Annotated in this window: 14 protein-coding genes; 4 read left to right on the top strand and 10 right to left on the bottom strand. The window is 71.0% G+C overall.

Annotated elements, in window-relative coordinates; all coding sequences use genetic code 11:
* Positions 1–49: 49 nt before the first annotated feature.
* Positions 50–757, bottom strand: a complete 708-nt coding sequence (locus ABGB14_RS06665) for a lysophospholipid acyltransferase family protein (RefSeq protein WP_347620874.1) — start codon at positions 755–757, stop codon at positions 50–52.
* 160 nt (positions 758–917) lie between these two features.
* Here ABGB14_RS06665 and ABGB14_RS06660 point away from each other — a divergent pair, with 160 nt between their 5' ends.
* Both ABGB14_RS06660 and ABGB14_RS06655 read left to right on the top strand, forming a co-directional pair.
* Positions 918–1,676, top strand: a complete 759-nt coding sequence (locus ABGB14_RS06660) for an alpha/beta fold hydrolase (protein ID WP_347642643.1) — start codon at positions 918–920, stop codon at positions 1,674–1,676.
* Between the two features lie 46 nt (positions 1,677–1,722).
* Positions 1,723–2,202, top strand: a complete 480-nt coding sequence (locus tag ABGB14_RS06655) for a hypothetical protein (protein WP_347642642.1) — start codon at positions 1,723–1,725, stop codon at positions 2,200–2,202.
* Between the two features lie 10 nt (positions 2,203–2,212).
* Here the strand turns inward: ABGB14_RS06655 and ABGB14_RS06650 are convergent, their stop codons facing one another.
* From ABGB14_RS06650 to ABGB14_RS06620, 7 genes are all read right to left on the bottom strand, one after another.
* Complete coding sequence (locus tag ABGB14_RS06650; protein WP_347642641.1) at positions 2,213–3,271, bottom strand: hypothetical protein; 1,059 nt, start codon at positions 3,269–3,271, stop codon at positions 2,213–2,215.
* Positions 3,272–3,359: 88 nt separating this feature from the next.
* Positions 3,360–4,055, bottom strand: a complete 696-nt coding sequence (locus ABGB14_RS06645) for an endonuclease/exonuclease/phosphatase family protein (protein ID WP_347642640.1) — start codon at positions 4,053–4,055, stop codon at positions 3,360–3,362.
* Between the two features lie 10 nt (positions 4,056–4,065).
* Positions 4,066–4,998 (bottom strand): ROK family glucokinase, encoded by a 933-nt coding sequence (locus ABGB14_RS06640; protein ID WP_347642639.1) that lies wholly within the window; start codon positions 4,996–4,998, stop codon positions 4,066–4,068.
* A 14-nt stretch (positions 4,999–5,012) separates the two neighbouring features.
* A complete protein-coding gene (locus ABGB14_RS06635) occupies positions 5,013–5,405 on the bottom strand; it encodes a hypothetical protein (protein ID WP_347642638.1) in 393 nt (130 codons plus the stop codon).
* Positions 5,406–5,498: 93 nt separating this feature from the next.
* Complete coding sequence (locus tag ABGB14_RS06630; RefSeq protein ID WP_347642637.1) at positions 5,499–6,647, bottom strand: ArsA family ATPase; 1,149 nt, start codon at positions 6,645–6,647, stop codon at positions 5,499–5,501.
* A 1-nt stretch (position 6,648) separates the two neighbouring features.
* A complete protein-coding gene (locus ABGB14_RS06625) occupies positions 6,649–7,086 on the bottom strand; it encodes an SRPBCC family protein (protein WP_347642636.1) in 438 nt (145 codons plus the stop codon).
* A 58-nt stretch (positions 7,087–7,144) separates the two neighbouring features.
* Positions 7,145–7,912, bottom strand: a complete 768-nt coding sequence (locus tag ABGB14_RS06620) for a metallophosphoesterase (protein ID WP_347642635.1) — start codon at positions 7,910–7,912, stop codon at positions 7,145–7,147.
* Positions 7,913–8,030: 118 nt separating this feature from the next.
* Here ABGB14_RS06620 and ABGB14_RS06615 point away from each other — a divergent pair, with 118 nt between their 5' ends.
* Positions 8,031–9,779 carry an AMP-dependent synthetase/ligase gene (locus ABGB14_RS06615; protein WP_347642634.1) on the top strand — a complete coding sequence of 583 codons (1,749 nt, stop codon included), beginning with the start codon at positions 8,031–8,033 and terminating at the stop codon, positions 9,777–9,779.
* A 76-nt stretch (positions 9,780–9,855) separates the two neighbouring features.
* Here ABGB14_RS06615 and ABGB14_RS06610 read toward each other — a convergent pair whose 3' ends face one another.
* The gene (locus ABGB14_RS06610; protein WP_347642633.1) at positions 9,856–10,986 is read right to left on the bottom strand and encodes an FG-GAP repeat protein; all 1,131 of its coding nucleotides are present in this window, start codon (positions 10,984–10,986) and stop codon (positions 9,856–9,858) included.
* Positions 10,987–11,273: 287 nt separating this feature from the next.
* Between ABGB14_RS06610 and ABGB14_RS06605 the strand changes: the two genes are divergently transcribed.
* Positions 11,274–11,636, top strand: a complete 363-nt coding sequence (locus tag ABGB14_RS06605) for a hypothetical protein (RefSeq protein WP_347642632.1) — start codon at positions 11,274–11,276, stop codon at positions 11,634–11,636.
* 6 nt (positions 11,637–11,642) lie between these two features.
* On the opposite strand, the gene ABGB14_RS06600 is transcribed toward ABGB14_RS06605, so the two are convergent.
* Positions 11,643–12,557 (bottom strand): DeoR/GlpR family DNA-binding transcription regulator, encoded by a 915-nt coding sequence (locus ABGB14_RS06600; protein ID WP_347642631.1) that lies wholly within the window; start codon positions 12,555–12,557, stop codon positions 11,643–11,645.
* Positions 12,558–12,607: the final 50 nt, after the last annotated feature.

The following is a 12,607-nucleotide window of genomic DNA, read 5'->3' as shown; positions in this document are numbered from 1 at the left end:
TGTCACTCTAAGCTAGCATGCCGTCACGCCGAGCGACCATTCTGCCGCTCTAGCTCTTCCCCGCGGCGGCGCGCGCGGCCCGCTCCATCTCGACGCGGGCGCTGGCGGCGTACTTGTCGACGTATTCCTGCTCCGACAGCTCCATCAGCGCGTACATGATCTCGTCGGTCACCGCGCGCAACACCAGCCGATCATCCTCCATCCCGTAATAGCGGGAGAAGTCGAGCGGCTTGCCGAACCTGACGCCAGGCCGGATGCCGAGCTTGGGCAGCGGCCGCCCGGGCGGCATCATCTCGTACGTGTTGATCATGGCCCAGGGAATGACCGGCACCCGGGACTCCAGCGCGAGCCGGGCCACGCCGGTCTTGCCTTTGTAGAGGCGGCCGTCGGGCGAGCGGGTGCCCTCGGGATAGATGCCCAGGATGTGGCCCTCGCGCAGGATGCGCAGCCCGGTGCGGAGCGCGGCCTCGCTGGCCTTGCCGCCGGAGCGGTCGATCGGCACGGTGCCGACGCCGCTGAAGAACAGGCGGGTGAAGAAGCCCTTCACGCCACGCCCGGTGAAGTAGTCGGCCTTGCCCAGGGAGATGACCTTGCGGCGGATCTGCAGCGGCCCGAAGAAGTGGTCGGCGAACGACAGGTGGTTGCCGGCCAGGATCGCCGGCCCCTGCCTGGGCACGTTGTCCGCGCCTTCGGTCCATGGCCTGAAGACAAGGTGGAGGATCGGCCCCAAGATGGCCTTGACCACCCAGTAGAACACCCCGGCACCTCTTCCTCAGCGTGTTGTCGGCGATCAGAGTCATCTTCCCATCCCGCGGGGGATGCTCCTACACCACCTCTCGCACAAACACCCTAGAACGTGCGACGATCGGGCCGTTCCGGGATGAATTGCTGGAATGAAACAGCACAGAGGAGCTGTTATGCCGCTCATGCCAGGCGCGGAGCCCTACCACCACGAAGCAGGACAGGTCGGGGTGCTGCTGTGTCATGGGTTCACCAGCACGCCCCAGTCGCTGCGACCGTGGGGCGAGTTCCTGGCCGGGCACGGGGTGAGCGTCTCACTGCCCCGCCAGCCCGGGCACGGCACCCGGTGGCAGGAGATGAACCGTACGCGCTGGGAGGACTGGTACGCCGAGGTGGAGAAGGCGTTCGAGATCCTTCAGGGCCGCTGCACGGAGGTGTTCGTGGCAGGGCTGTCGCTCGGGGGCTGCCTGGCGCTGCGGCTGGCCGAGGTGCACGGCCCGGCGATCAGGGGCGTGATCGTGGTCAACCCGTCGATCGCGAACGACGTGCCCCTGATGAGGCTGGCCCCGCTGCTGAAATGGTTCGTGCCGTCGGTGCCCGGCGTCGCGGGCGACGTCAAGAAGCCCGGCGTGACCGAGCTGGCCTACGCCCGCACCCCGGTGAAGGCGGCCGCCTCGCTGCCGGAACTGTGGTCGCTGGTGCAGGCCGACCTGGCGAAGGTGACACAACCGCTTTTGGTCTTCCGCAGTGCCGATGACCACGTGGTGAAGCCGGCGAGTGTGGCGATCATCCGTGAGAAGGTGCCGCAGGCCACGATCGAGGAGCTTACCGATAGCTACCATGTTGCGACGCTGGACAACGATGCCGACAGGATCTTTGCCGGGAGCCTCGGCTTCATCCGGACACATGCCTCGGTACCCTTGCAGAGGGACTGATCGCACCCAGGGGGAAGTCGCGATCGCTGTGGAGAGGCCCATCTAGGTGACGCCCCAGAGTGACGAGGACGAGGTCTGGCGGCAGATCGTCGCGTCCTTCAACGACACCGCCGAGCGCGACTCGGCCGACCAGCCATGGCCGGACAGCGAAAACGTCCCCGCCGAACCCACCCGCAGGGTGGTCAAGCCCTCCGAGGAGCCCCCGGCCGGGCCCGGCGGGCCGGACGAGCCCGAAGGCGACCCGGAACCGCGTGACGACGGCGACGAGGAGGACGAGGGTCACTTCGTGCCGCCCCCGCCGCCTCCCCTGCCCAAACTCGATCTGCCGACCAAGCTGGCGTGGGTGGCGCTGTTCGGCGGCCCCGCCTACCTCCTGGTCGCCGCGATGGCCAACTGGCACATGGAGGGGTGGGCGCTGTTCACGGCGGTGGCGGCGTTCATCGGCGGGTTCGTGGCGCTGGTGGTGCGCATGGGCGACGGCCCGCCGTCCAACGACTCGGGCTGGGACGACGGCGCCGTGTTGTGAGGCCCCCGCCCTACGACTTCGACGTGGTGGTCTTCGGCGCGAACGCCTCCACCACGTCGGTGTAGCGGTCGGCGGTGTCGACCGCGTGGCCGACCGCCCAGACCGCGCCCTTGCCCGCGAGATAGGCCACCGCCTGCAGGCGCACGCTGCTCCTGCCGTGCTTGGCGCGGCCACGGATGATCTCGCAGTCGCCCTTCTCGCAGCGCATCATGAACGGCTCCCCCGCCCGCGACGGGTCGTAGCCGGCTATCCAGTGGCGGCCCTTGCCGTCGCCCGTCACGCCGTAGAGACGGGCCTCGGAGCGGGGCAGCCGCTGCTCGCGCCAGCGCTTGCCGTTCCAGGTCAGCACGAGCGGGCTGATGTCGCCGGGACCGTGGTAGACGCCGCCGACGGCCACCGCCCGCTTGGAGCTGTCGACGTGCACGTCACGCAGGTAGCCGCCGCGGATCGAGGGCACCGGCATGGACTTCCACGAGTTGCCTGACCGGTGCACGATCAGCGGCTCGGTGCCGGTGTCGCCGACGGCGAACCCGTCCGCCACCGCGTAGAGCGCGCCCTTCTCCTTGGTCTCGTGGACGGTCCAGGAGGCTCCGTGGCCGGTGAGGATGAGCCCGTTCTTCTCGCGGCTGCCGACCGCGACGATCCGCCCCGACCTGGCGTCGATGCCGCCCAGCCAGTCGCCCGCCCGCAGTCCCTGCGGCCTGACCCGGTCGAACCCCGTCGCGTCGCCGTGCGCCAGATAGGGCAGCCCGTCGTGGCCGTCGCCGACCGTCCACACGTCGGACGCCGACACGGCGGCCAGGCCGCGCAGGTTTCCCGCGGCCGTGGCGTCGCGCACGGGCACCTCCGCCCAGCTCTTGCCGTTCCAGTGACGGATGGCCCCGCGGTTCTTCCAGACGTCCCAGATCTCCTGCTGGCCCACGGCCCACACGTCGTCGGCCGAGATCGCGAGCACGTCGGAGAGCGAGCCGTCGGCCTGGAGGCGCACGCTGGTCGAGTGCTGCCACGCCTCGATCGTGGCAGGACGGGGATCGGCATGCGCGGCGGGCGAGGCCTGTGTCAAGGCCACGGACGTCGCCAAGATCAAAGAGAGCGCACGCCGCTGAGAGCGACGGGTCATGATTGAATGCTACGGGCTCGCGAGCCCCTCTTGCCCGTTACAGCCCAACTCGCAACTCTGCGATGACCGGCAGATGGTCGGAGGCAGCGCCCAGATCGGCCGGCGGGGCGTCCACTCCCCCGCAGGAGACGACACGCGCGTCGCGCGCGGCGAACACCCCGTCGATGCGCGCGGACGGCCGCCGCGCGGGGAAGGTCAGGCCGTCGCCCCTGGGCGCCACCGCGTAACAGTCGGCCAGCCGCCCGGCGAGATAACGCCAGGCGGGCTGGCGGTCCTGCTCGTTGATGTCGCCGCCGAGCACCACCGTCGCGTCCAGCCGGGTGGCCGCGCGTTCCACCAGCGCCACGGCCTCCGCCGCGTGGTGCACCCTGGCCGGGTCGTTGAGGTCGAGGTGGAGCGAGCCGACGGCCAGCCGGGTCCCCTCCGCCTCCACCACGGCGACCGCCAGCCCGCGCCGCTCCAGCCCGAAGAAGGCGCGCAGCGCGTGGCTCTCGGCGTGCAGCACGCTGACGCAGGGCCCGGTGAACACGGCGACGCCCCCGAGCCTGCCCGGGGTGGCCGGCCGCAGCCCCGACGCGACGGCCAGGGCCCGGCGCCTGGCCCGCCAGCGTACGAACCTGGGCGCCTCCTGCACGCACAGCACGTCGGCGCGCATGGCGGTGATGACCCTGGTCAGCGCGGGAACGTCGTCGCGCAACCCGTGCAGGTTGTAGGTCGCTACGCGGATCGTCACGTAGCGGTGACTAGCGGCGCCTGGCCAGGTCGGCGGCGCCCACCACGCCGGCGGAGGCGCCCAGCTCCGCCAGCTTGACCTCGGCCAGCGGCCGGTGCCCGTGCCCGGTGAGCCGCTCGGCGAAGGTCTCGCGCGCCCGGTCGATGAACAGGTCGGCGGCGCGGGACACCCCGCCGCCCACGATGAAGCAGCCGGGGTCGAGCACCGCGGCCAGGTCCGCCATGCCCTGGCCCAGCCAGTCGGCGAGATTGCCGAACGCTTCCAGCGAGGCTTCGTCGCCCAGCCGCGCGGCCTCGGTGACCTCCTCGCCCTCGATCTTGCCGCCGGCCAGCCCCAGCAGGATCCCGGCCCGCTCCGGCTCCGCCTCGGCGATCTTCCTGGCCTCCTTGACGAGGGCCTGACCGCTGGCGTACTGCTCCCAGCAGCCGATGTTGCCGCAGCCGCACGGCCGCCCGCCGGGCAGCACCTGCATGTGGCCCAGCTCGGCGCCCATGCCCCAGCGACCGCGGTAGAGAGCGCCGTCGAAGACCAGACCGCCGCCGATGCCCGTGCCGAGCGTGATGCAGACCACGTGAGACTGGCCCCGCCCCGCGCCGAACCTGGTCTCACCCCAGGCCATGGCGTTGGCGTCGTTCTCGATCACGACCGGCAGGCCGAGCAGGCCGCTGATCTTCTTCTGCAGCGGCTCCTCGCGCCAGGCCAGGTTGGGGGCGAAGCGCACCATCGACCTGGTCTCGTCGACGAACCCGGCCGCGCCGACCCCGACCGCCTCGATCCGCCTGCCCTCCGCCAGCTCGCGAACGACGTCGGCCACCGTCTCGGCCACCACTTCCGGGCGGTCGGCGGCGGTGGGCCTGAGCGTGTGTTCGACGATCTTGCCGTCATCGTCGACCACACCGGCGGCCACCTTGGTTCCGCCGATGTCGACACCGATCGTGAGCATTGCCCCGTGTCTCCCTATCCCAGATCTATGTGTTCCACATTGTCGCGGCGATCCTGATCGTCGCGTTGCCTGCGAGGGGCGGGCGGCCTGCTGAGGACGTCGAGCGCGCCGCGGACGGCGGCGAACAGCTCACCGCCGGCGGCCACCAGGTGCCCGGTCACGTCGGAGCCGGACTCGCGCTGGGCGGCGATCGCCCGGCAGACCGGGCAGGCACGGCAGATGTACTCGTCGTGTGGCTCGGACACCGCCTCTTCCCACACGTCGCGTTCCCTGCGACCGCCGCCGGCGAACGAGTTGAACACGGACTTGCCGACCTGGCGGGTGGCCCGCCCCTGGATCGACTCCAACAACTTGCGCGCCTCGTCGGCGACGGTCCCGATCGGATCTCTGTCGTTGCTCTCGGTCATCTGGCCCTCCCTGCGTATGGGGTCGCTCATCCTCCTCAACTCGTCAGGTTGCGGATTCGCTCCCCGACCTGAACGGTAATGCAGAAACCGCCGTCACGCGGGATCGCCGAACCGCACGCTGAGCACGCCGTCGCGGAGCGCTGCCGCGCTGATCTTACGACGGGCCAGCGCGGCGGGCAGCGCCAGGATCCTGCGGTAGGGGCCGGCGGTGACGATCAGCTCGTCTCCCTTGCGGGCCAGGTCGATGTCGTCGCGGTCGGCCCCGGGCAGGGCGAGGGCCAGCTCGTCGGCGCTCATCCGCAGCGGAGGCTCGATCGCGTGCGGGGCGAACGGGTCGGACTCGCCGTACATCGACGCGCCGAGCTCGGCCAGGGCCTTCCTGCCGACGGGCTCGGCGGGCAGATAGGGGACGACGTGCACGGGCAGCGGCGCGAAGGACTCCTCCGCCTCGGCCAGCAGCCTGGACTGCGCCTCCACCCACCGCGCACGCCACTCGTCGGCGTCGCCGTCGGGGAAGACCCGGTTGGCCACGACGGCGTCGACGCGGTAGCCGTACAGGTTGAGCGAGGTCATGGTGCGCCTGGCCTCGGCGAGCACCACGGCCTCCGGGGTGAGCACGAGCCGCACCGAGGCGTGGTCGCCGGTGAGCAGCTCGCGCACCTCCATCAGACCGCGGTGGAAACGCTCGGCCGCGCTCATGACCTCCTCGCCCGGCGCGCTGACGTGGGCCACGCTGCGCACGAACGGCGAGACCAGCCGCACGAGCTTGCGGCCGACCGGCATCAGCCTGCTGACGTGCCAGTCGAGCGCCTCGGGCAGGGCCAGCAGCCGCAGCGTCTCAGCCGTCGGCGCGCAGTCGACCACGATCACGTCCCAGCGGCCCTCACGGGCGTGCTCGCGCAGCTCCAGCAGGGCGATGATCTCCTCGGCGCCGGGCAGGACGGTGATCTCCTCGGAAGTGACCTCGTCGAGGCCCAGCTCCTCCAGCACTCCCCTGGCGTATTCGCGCAGCTCGCCCCAGTGGCGCTCCAGCGTCTTCTGGGTGTCGACCTGGTGCAGGTGCAGCCCTGGCGCGATCTCGCCAGGCTCGGCGTCGAGCGCGTCGGCCAGCGAGTGGGCGGTGTCGGTGGAGACGATCAGCGTCTTGAGGCCGCGGGCGGCGGCGAGCGTGGCGGTCGCGGCGGCGGCCGTGGTCTTGCCGACGCCTCCCTTGCCGGTGAAGAGCAGAACCCGGGGGCTCAACTCAGCGGCCCTCGACGCGCTTCTTGAGACCCTTGAGCGCGGTGTCCACGATCACCTTCTCCGCCTTGCGCTTGATCATGCCGATCATGGGCACGCTGAGATCGACCGACAGCTCGTACGTCACCTCGGTGCCACTGCCCGCGTCGGCGAGCCGGTAACTCCCCCTGAGGTCGGAGACCATCTTGCCCGGCTCGACCACCTGCCAGCTCACGCCGTCGTCGTCCTGCCAGGCGTAGCCGAGGGTGTAGGTGTCGCTGATCGGGCCGGCGTCGAGGGCGAACCGCACCTGCTGGGGCCTGCCGTCGGGGCCGGTGGAGAGGACCTCCGCGCTCTTGACCTGCCCGGCCCATTCCGGGTAGGCCGGGAAGTCCGCGATGACCGCCAGGACATCGGCGCGACCGGCGCTGATGGTGGTGCTCGAAGTGGTGCGATCAGCCATGCGACCACCGTAGTGCACAACACGCCGCTCGGGACGGACCGGAGGGCGGCGCCCGCGCTCACCACTCGAGGACGTACGGAACGCCCCTCCCCCGGAAGTGGCCGACGTTCACGCACTCGGTGCGCCCGACGCGGGTGCGGCGGTGAAGGGGGTTGTGCACGTGTCCGAACAGGGCGTAGCGCGGCTGGGTGCGCCTGATCGCCTCCAGCGTGGCCTCGCTGCCGCGCTCGAACCTCCTGGCCACCACGTCGTAGAGCAGCTCGGGCAGGGCCGGCGGGATGTGACAGCACAGCACGTCGACCTCGCCGACCGCCTCGACCTTGGCCGCGTACTCCTCGTCGCCGATCTCGTACGGCGTGCGGTAGGGGGTCCTGAGCCCGCCGCCCACGAACCCGAACCGCAGCCCGCCGATCTCCGTGACCTGCCCGTCGAGCACCTCGAGCCCCGGCCTGAGGTAGTCGGCCCACAGCGCGGGGATGTCGACGTTGCCGTAGGTGAGGTAGGCGGGGGCCGGCATGGCGGCGAAGAGGGTCTCGTACTGGGCGCGCACCTTGCGTTCGATGTGCTCGCGCCGGTCGCCGCCGAGCGTGGCCCACAGCCGCGCCGACATGGCCCTGGCCTCGTCGAACCGTTTGGCCGTGCGCAGGGCGATGAAGGCGGACGCGTTCTCCGCCCCGAACAGGTCGGCGAAGATGCCCTGCGCGTGGTCGTCGTAGTCGATGAAAAGGATCAGGTCGCCGAGGCAGATCAGCGCGTCGGCGCCGTCGCCGGCCCTGGCCAAGGCGTCCGCCCTGCCGTGGACGTCGCTCACCACATGGACCCTCATGGGGGAAATCCTAAGAGCCCCGCTGCTAGCGTGACATAACGCCTCGGCGACGGAGCTACCAGTGCGTAACTTGGCGCGGTAACGTCCAGGCCAGGTCGTCACGAAGAGGAGTTGATCCGTGCGCGAGTACAGCGTCCCCGTCCTGGTCGACGTGCCCGCCTCCGCCGGCCTGGCCGACACCGTCTTCGCGCGGGCCGAGGAGCGGCCGGGCGCCGTGGTCATGCGCCGCAGAACCGACGCGGGCTGGCCCGTCGTCACCGCGGCCGAGTTCCGCGACCAGGTGGTCGAGGTGGCCAGAGGGCTGATCGCGGAGGGCGTCGAGCACGGCGACCGGGTCGCGCTGATGTCGCGCACCCGCTACGAGTGGACCCTCGTCGACTACGCCATCTGGTCCGTCGGAGCGGTCACCGTGCCGGTCTACGAGACCTCCTCGGCCGATCAGGTGGCGTGGATCCTCGCCGACAGCGAGGCCAAGGCGGCGTTCGTCGAGCTCGACTCGCACGAGGAGACCGTGCGGGAGGCGGCGCCCGGACTGAAGGCGGTCTGGCGGATCGACGGCACGCTCGACGCCGAGGGCGTCCCGGCCTCCGCCGTCGACGAGCGTAGGAAGCGGGTCGCCTCCTCCGACCTGGCCACGATCGTCTACACCTCGGGCACCACCGGCCGGCCCAAGGGCTGCCGGATCACCCACGACAACCTGCTGTTCACCGCGCTCAACGTGCTGCGCGGGCCGCTGGAGCCGCTGTTCGCCGGCAAGGACCCGGCCGCGCTGCTGTTCCTGCCGCTGGCGCACATCTTCGCGCGGATGATCCAGGTGGTGCTGTTCGAGGCGGGCGCCGTCATGGCGCACACCCCCAACATGAAGAACGTCGCCCCCGATTTGCAGGGCTTCCAGCCGACGTTCCTGCTGGGCGTGCCACGCGTCTTCGAGAAGGTGTACAACTCCGCCGAGCAGAAGGCCATCGCCGGCGGCAAGGGCGCGATCTTCGCCCGCGCGGTGGACGTCGCGGTGGCCTGGAGCCGCGCCGAGAGCTCCGGTGGCGCGCCGCTCGGGCTGCGGCTGCGGCGGGCGGTGTTCGACCGGCTGGTGTACGCCAAGCTGCGCGCCGCCACCGGCGGCAGGCTCTCCGCGGCGGTGTCCGGCGGCTCGGCGCTCGGCGACCGGCTCGGCCACTTCTTCAGGGGCGTGGGCATCGAGGTCTTCGAGGGCTACGGCCTGACCGAGACGTCGGCCCCCTGCTCGGTCAACATGCCGGGCGCCAACAAGGTCGGCACCGTCGGCAAGCCGCTGCCGGGCGTCACGCTGCGCATCGGCGACGACGGCGAGGTCCTCGCCAGGGGCAGGAACGTCTTCGCCGGCTACTGGAAGAACGACGCGGCCACGGACGAGGTGATCGACTCCGAGGGCTGGTTCCACACCGGCGACATCGGCGAGCTGGACGCCGACGGCTACCTGCGGATCACCGGGCGCAAGAAGGAGATCCTGGTGACGGCGGCGGGCAAGAACGTCGCCCCCGGTCCTCTGGAGGACGCGCTGCGCGCCCACCCGCTGATCTCCCAGGCCATGGTCGTCGGAGACGGCCGGCCGTTCGTGGCGGCGCTGATCACCCTCGATCCCGAGGCCATGCCGGCGGGGGCGACGGCCGAGCGGCTGCGCACCGATCCGGAGGTGCTGGCCGGCATCCAGGCGGCCGTCGACCGGGCCAACCTGTCGGTGTCGAAGGCCGAGCAGATCAAGAAGTTCGCGATCCTGGCCGCCGACATCACCGAGGACAGCGGGCACCTCACGCCCACCCTGAAGATCAAGCGCAATCTCGTGCTGCGCGACTTCCAGAAGGAGATCGACGACCTGTACGGCGGGCCCTGACCCACCGCACAGGTGCGAGGGCCGGGGGCGGGCACCGGCCCACCGCACAAGTCCAGGGACGTGGTCCGCGCGCCGGTCAGCCCAGCGCCTCCCCGACGCCCTCCACGTCGCCTCTCCTGCTCATGACCTGCTCGCTCCTGCCGGTGGCCGGATCGAAGACGGTCACCCCCATGGGCGGCGCATCGCGGGGCATGCCGAACACCAGCCGCGTCCCGTAGAAGGCCACCGGCAGGTTGCCGCCCGGCAGGGTCGGGACGACGGAGGCCGGCCCGCCCTCCTGTGCGGGCAGCACCTGCGCGGAGTCGCCCCAGGCCACCGCCACCCGGCCGTCGGGCGCGGCGGCCAGGGCCGCGGTCCCCCCGCCCGTGCTCCCTGCGCAGGCGCCGCACGTCGTGGAGCCGGCGAGTCCGGCGTCGTGGAAGAACTGCACCTTGCCGCATCTCGGCTGGGTCGCCGCCCACCTGCCGCCGGGCACGTAGACGACGGCCTCGCCGAACGCGCAGCCGTCGCCGCCGTCGTGCTTGACGGCCTCGATCCGGCTCGCCCGCACGTCCGGGATCACGGTCACCGCGCCGTCGCGTGATCGCGTCCGGGACTTACGCTGCCTGCCGCCGCCGTCGTCGCGTTCCCCCGGCGCGCCTGCCACGAGCCCCATCCGGCCGTCGTGCAGCGGGCCGACCGCCACCGCGGCGCCGAAGCCGTCGAAAGGCTCGCTGTTGCCCGGCACCCCTTCGGTGTCCTGGGTGATGCGCCGGGACGGAGTGCCGTCGCCGGTCACGTAGACGGCGCCCGCCGACTGAACGCCGCCGTCCTTCTCCTGCGGCGCGCCGACGGCGATCGTCCGGCCGTACGCCGCCACGGCCGTCCCGAACCGCGCCCCCGCCTGGGGTTGCGGCGAGACGATCTTCTTGACGGGCTCGGCGTTCCCGCCGTACAGGACATAGACGGCACCCGCGGCGCCCTTGCCGTCGACCTCCGTGTACGGGGCGCCGACGACGAGATCCGCGCAGTTGTCCGCGTTGACCCGGGTCAGCGTCACCGCGGCGCCGATCCCGTCGGCGGCCTTGTCGGGGATGGCCAGGGGAACGAGCCGGTCCGCGCTCAGGATCGACACCTGACCGCCGATGATCATGCGGTTGCCGACCGCGACGTCGTCCTTGCCGTCCCCGTCGAAATCCCGCGCGGTCGCCTTGGAACAGTCCTTCACCGGAGAGGCCCCAGTGGGACGATTTGACGATTTTTGAGAGGCCGCGGGATTTATGTCCGACTCGCACGCGGAGATAGCGAGAACGAGCGCCAGAACCCATGCAATATGTCGCCGTAACATACCCGGATCATTTCGGATTTAAGCTCCCACGTGCCACCTGAACAGGGGAATCTCCATTCGATTCCGGCTTGCGGACGCCAGCCCGCGGAGTATTCTCGTGGCAAAGAAACGGGACCGGAGATCCTGAACATCCCCGGTCCCTCCTCACCACCGTAGGGGAGATCTCCATGAGCATCAAGGACACCTGCATCGAGCTCGGCGACAAGATCCAGGGCGAGCTGGTCAAGATCCGCACAGAACAGCGACTGCTGGGGGAGGACCTCACCCACCGCATCAACGGCGTGGACAACCGCGTCAAGGACCTCGCCCGCACGATGGACGCGGGGTTCGCGAGGGTCGATGAGAGGCTCACCGGCCTCGAAGGGCGCATGAACTCCATGGAGGGCCGCATGGAATCCATGGATGGCCGCATGGAATCCATGGAGGGCCGCATGGAATCCATGCAGGAGGGCCAGAAGACCATGCAAGCCACTCAGACGGAGATGTTGCACATCCTCGTCGGCATCCAGAGCAAGCTCGACGCGGCCTGATCGCCGTCACGAGGGCGGGACCGCGTTCGGTGCGGCCCCGCCCTCGTCACGTCCGCCGCCTGGTCCGTCACGTGCGGGCCAACGCCGGACGGACCTGGGGGGTGCGGGCGTACCCGACCCCCGTCCCGGTGGGTGAACAGGTGGGCGGCGCTGGTCCGCCCCCGCGATGACGAGTTCGCCCACCTGGCCGGCCAGCGCCTCCCTGGCCTGGGCCCCGAGCCCGGCATCGGAGATCACCATGTCGGCCTCGTTGAGCTGGGCGATGGTGCTGATGCCGACGGTGCCCCATTTGGTGTGGTCGGCGAGCACCACGAGTCGGCCGGCCGACTCGATCAGGGCGCGGTCCGTCTCGGCCTCCATCATGTTGGGAGTGGTGAAACCCGCTCTGACGGTCATCCCGTGCACGCCGAGAAACAGCACGTCCACGTTGAGCTCGCGGATCGCCGCCACCGCCACGGGGCCGACGAGGGCGTCGGAGGGCGTGCGCATCCCGCCGGTGAGCACGACGGTCTGGTCGGTCCGGCCGCAGCGCCGGAAGACCTCGGCGACGCGCACCGAGTCGGTCACGACGGTCAGGGCGGGGACGCCGGCCAGATGGTGCGCCAGCGTCCAGGTGGTGGTGCCCGCCGACAGGGCCACGGCGGTGCCGGGCCGGGCGAGGGCGGCGGCGCGGCGGGAGATGGCCTGCTTCTCCGCCTCCTGCCGCACTGACTTGGCGGCGAAGCCGGGCTCGTCCGTGGAGCCGATGACGGTGGCGCCGCCGTGCACCTTGGCCAGCAGGCCGCGCTCCGACAACGACTCCAGGTCGCGTCTGACGGTGATGTCGGAGACCCCGAACACCCGCACCAGCTCGACCACCCGGACGCCGCCGTGCTGCCTGACCAGTTCGAGAATCGCCTGCTGACGCTGCGGAGCGCGCATCGCCTCACCAGATCCCAACAGGTTCCTACACCATCCCGATCGCATCATGA

Origin of the sequence: Nonomuraea sp. B10E15, assembly GCF_039871615.1 — a bacterium.
Classification (GTDB): Bacteria; Actinomycetota; Actinomycetes; order Streptosporangiales; family Streptosporangiaceae; genus Nonomuraea.
This window is presented reverse-complemented; position numbering and strand designations above follow the sequence as displayed.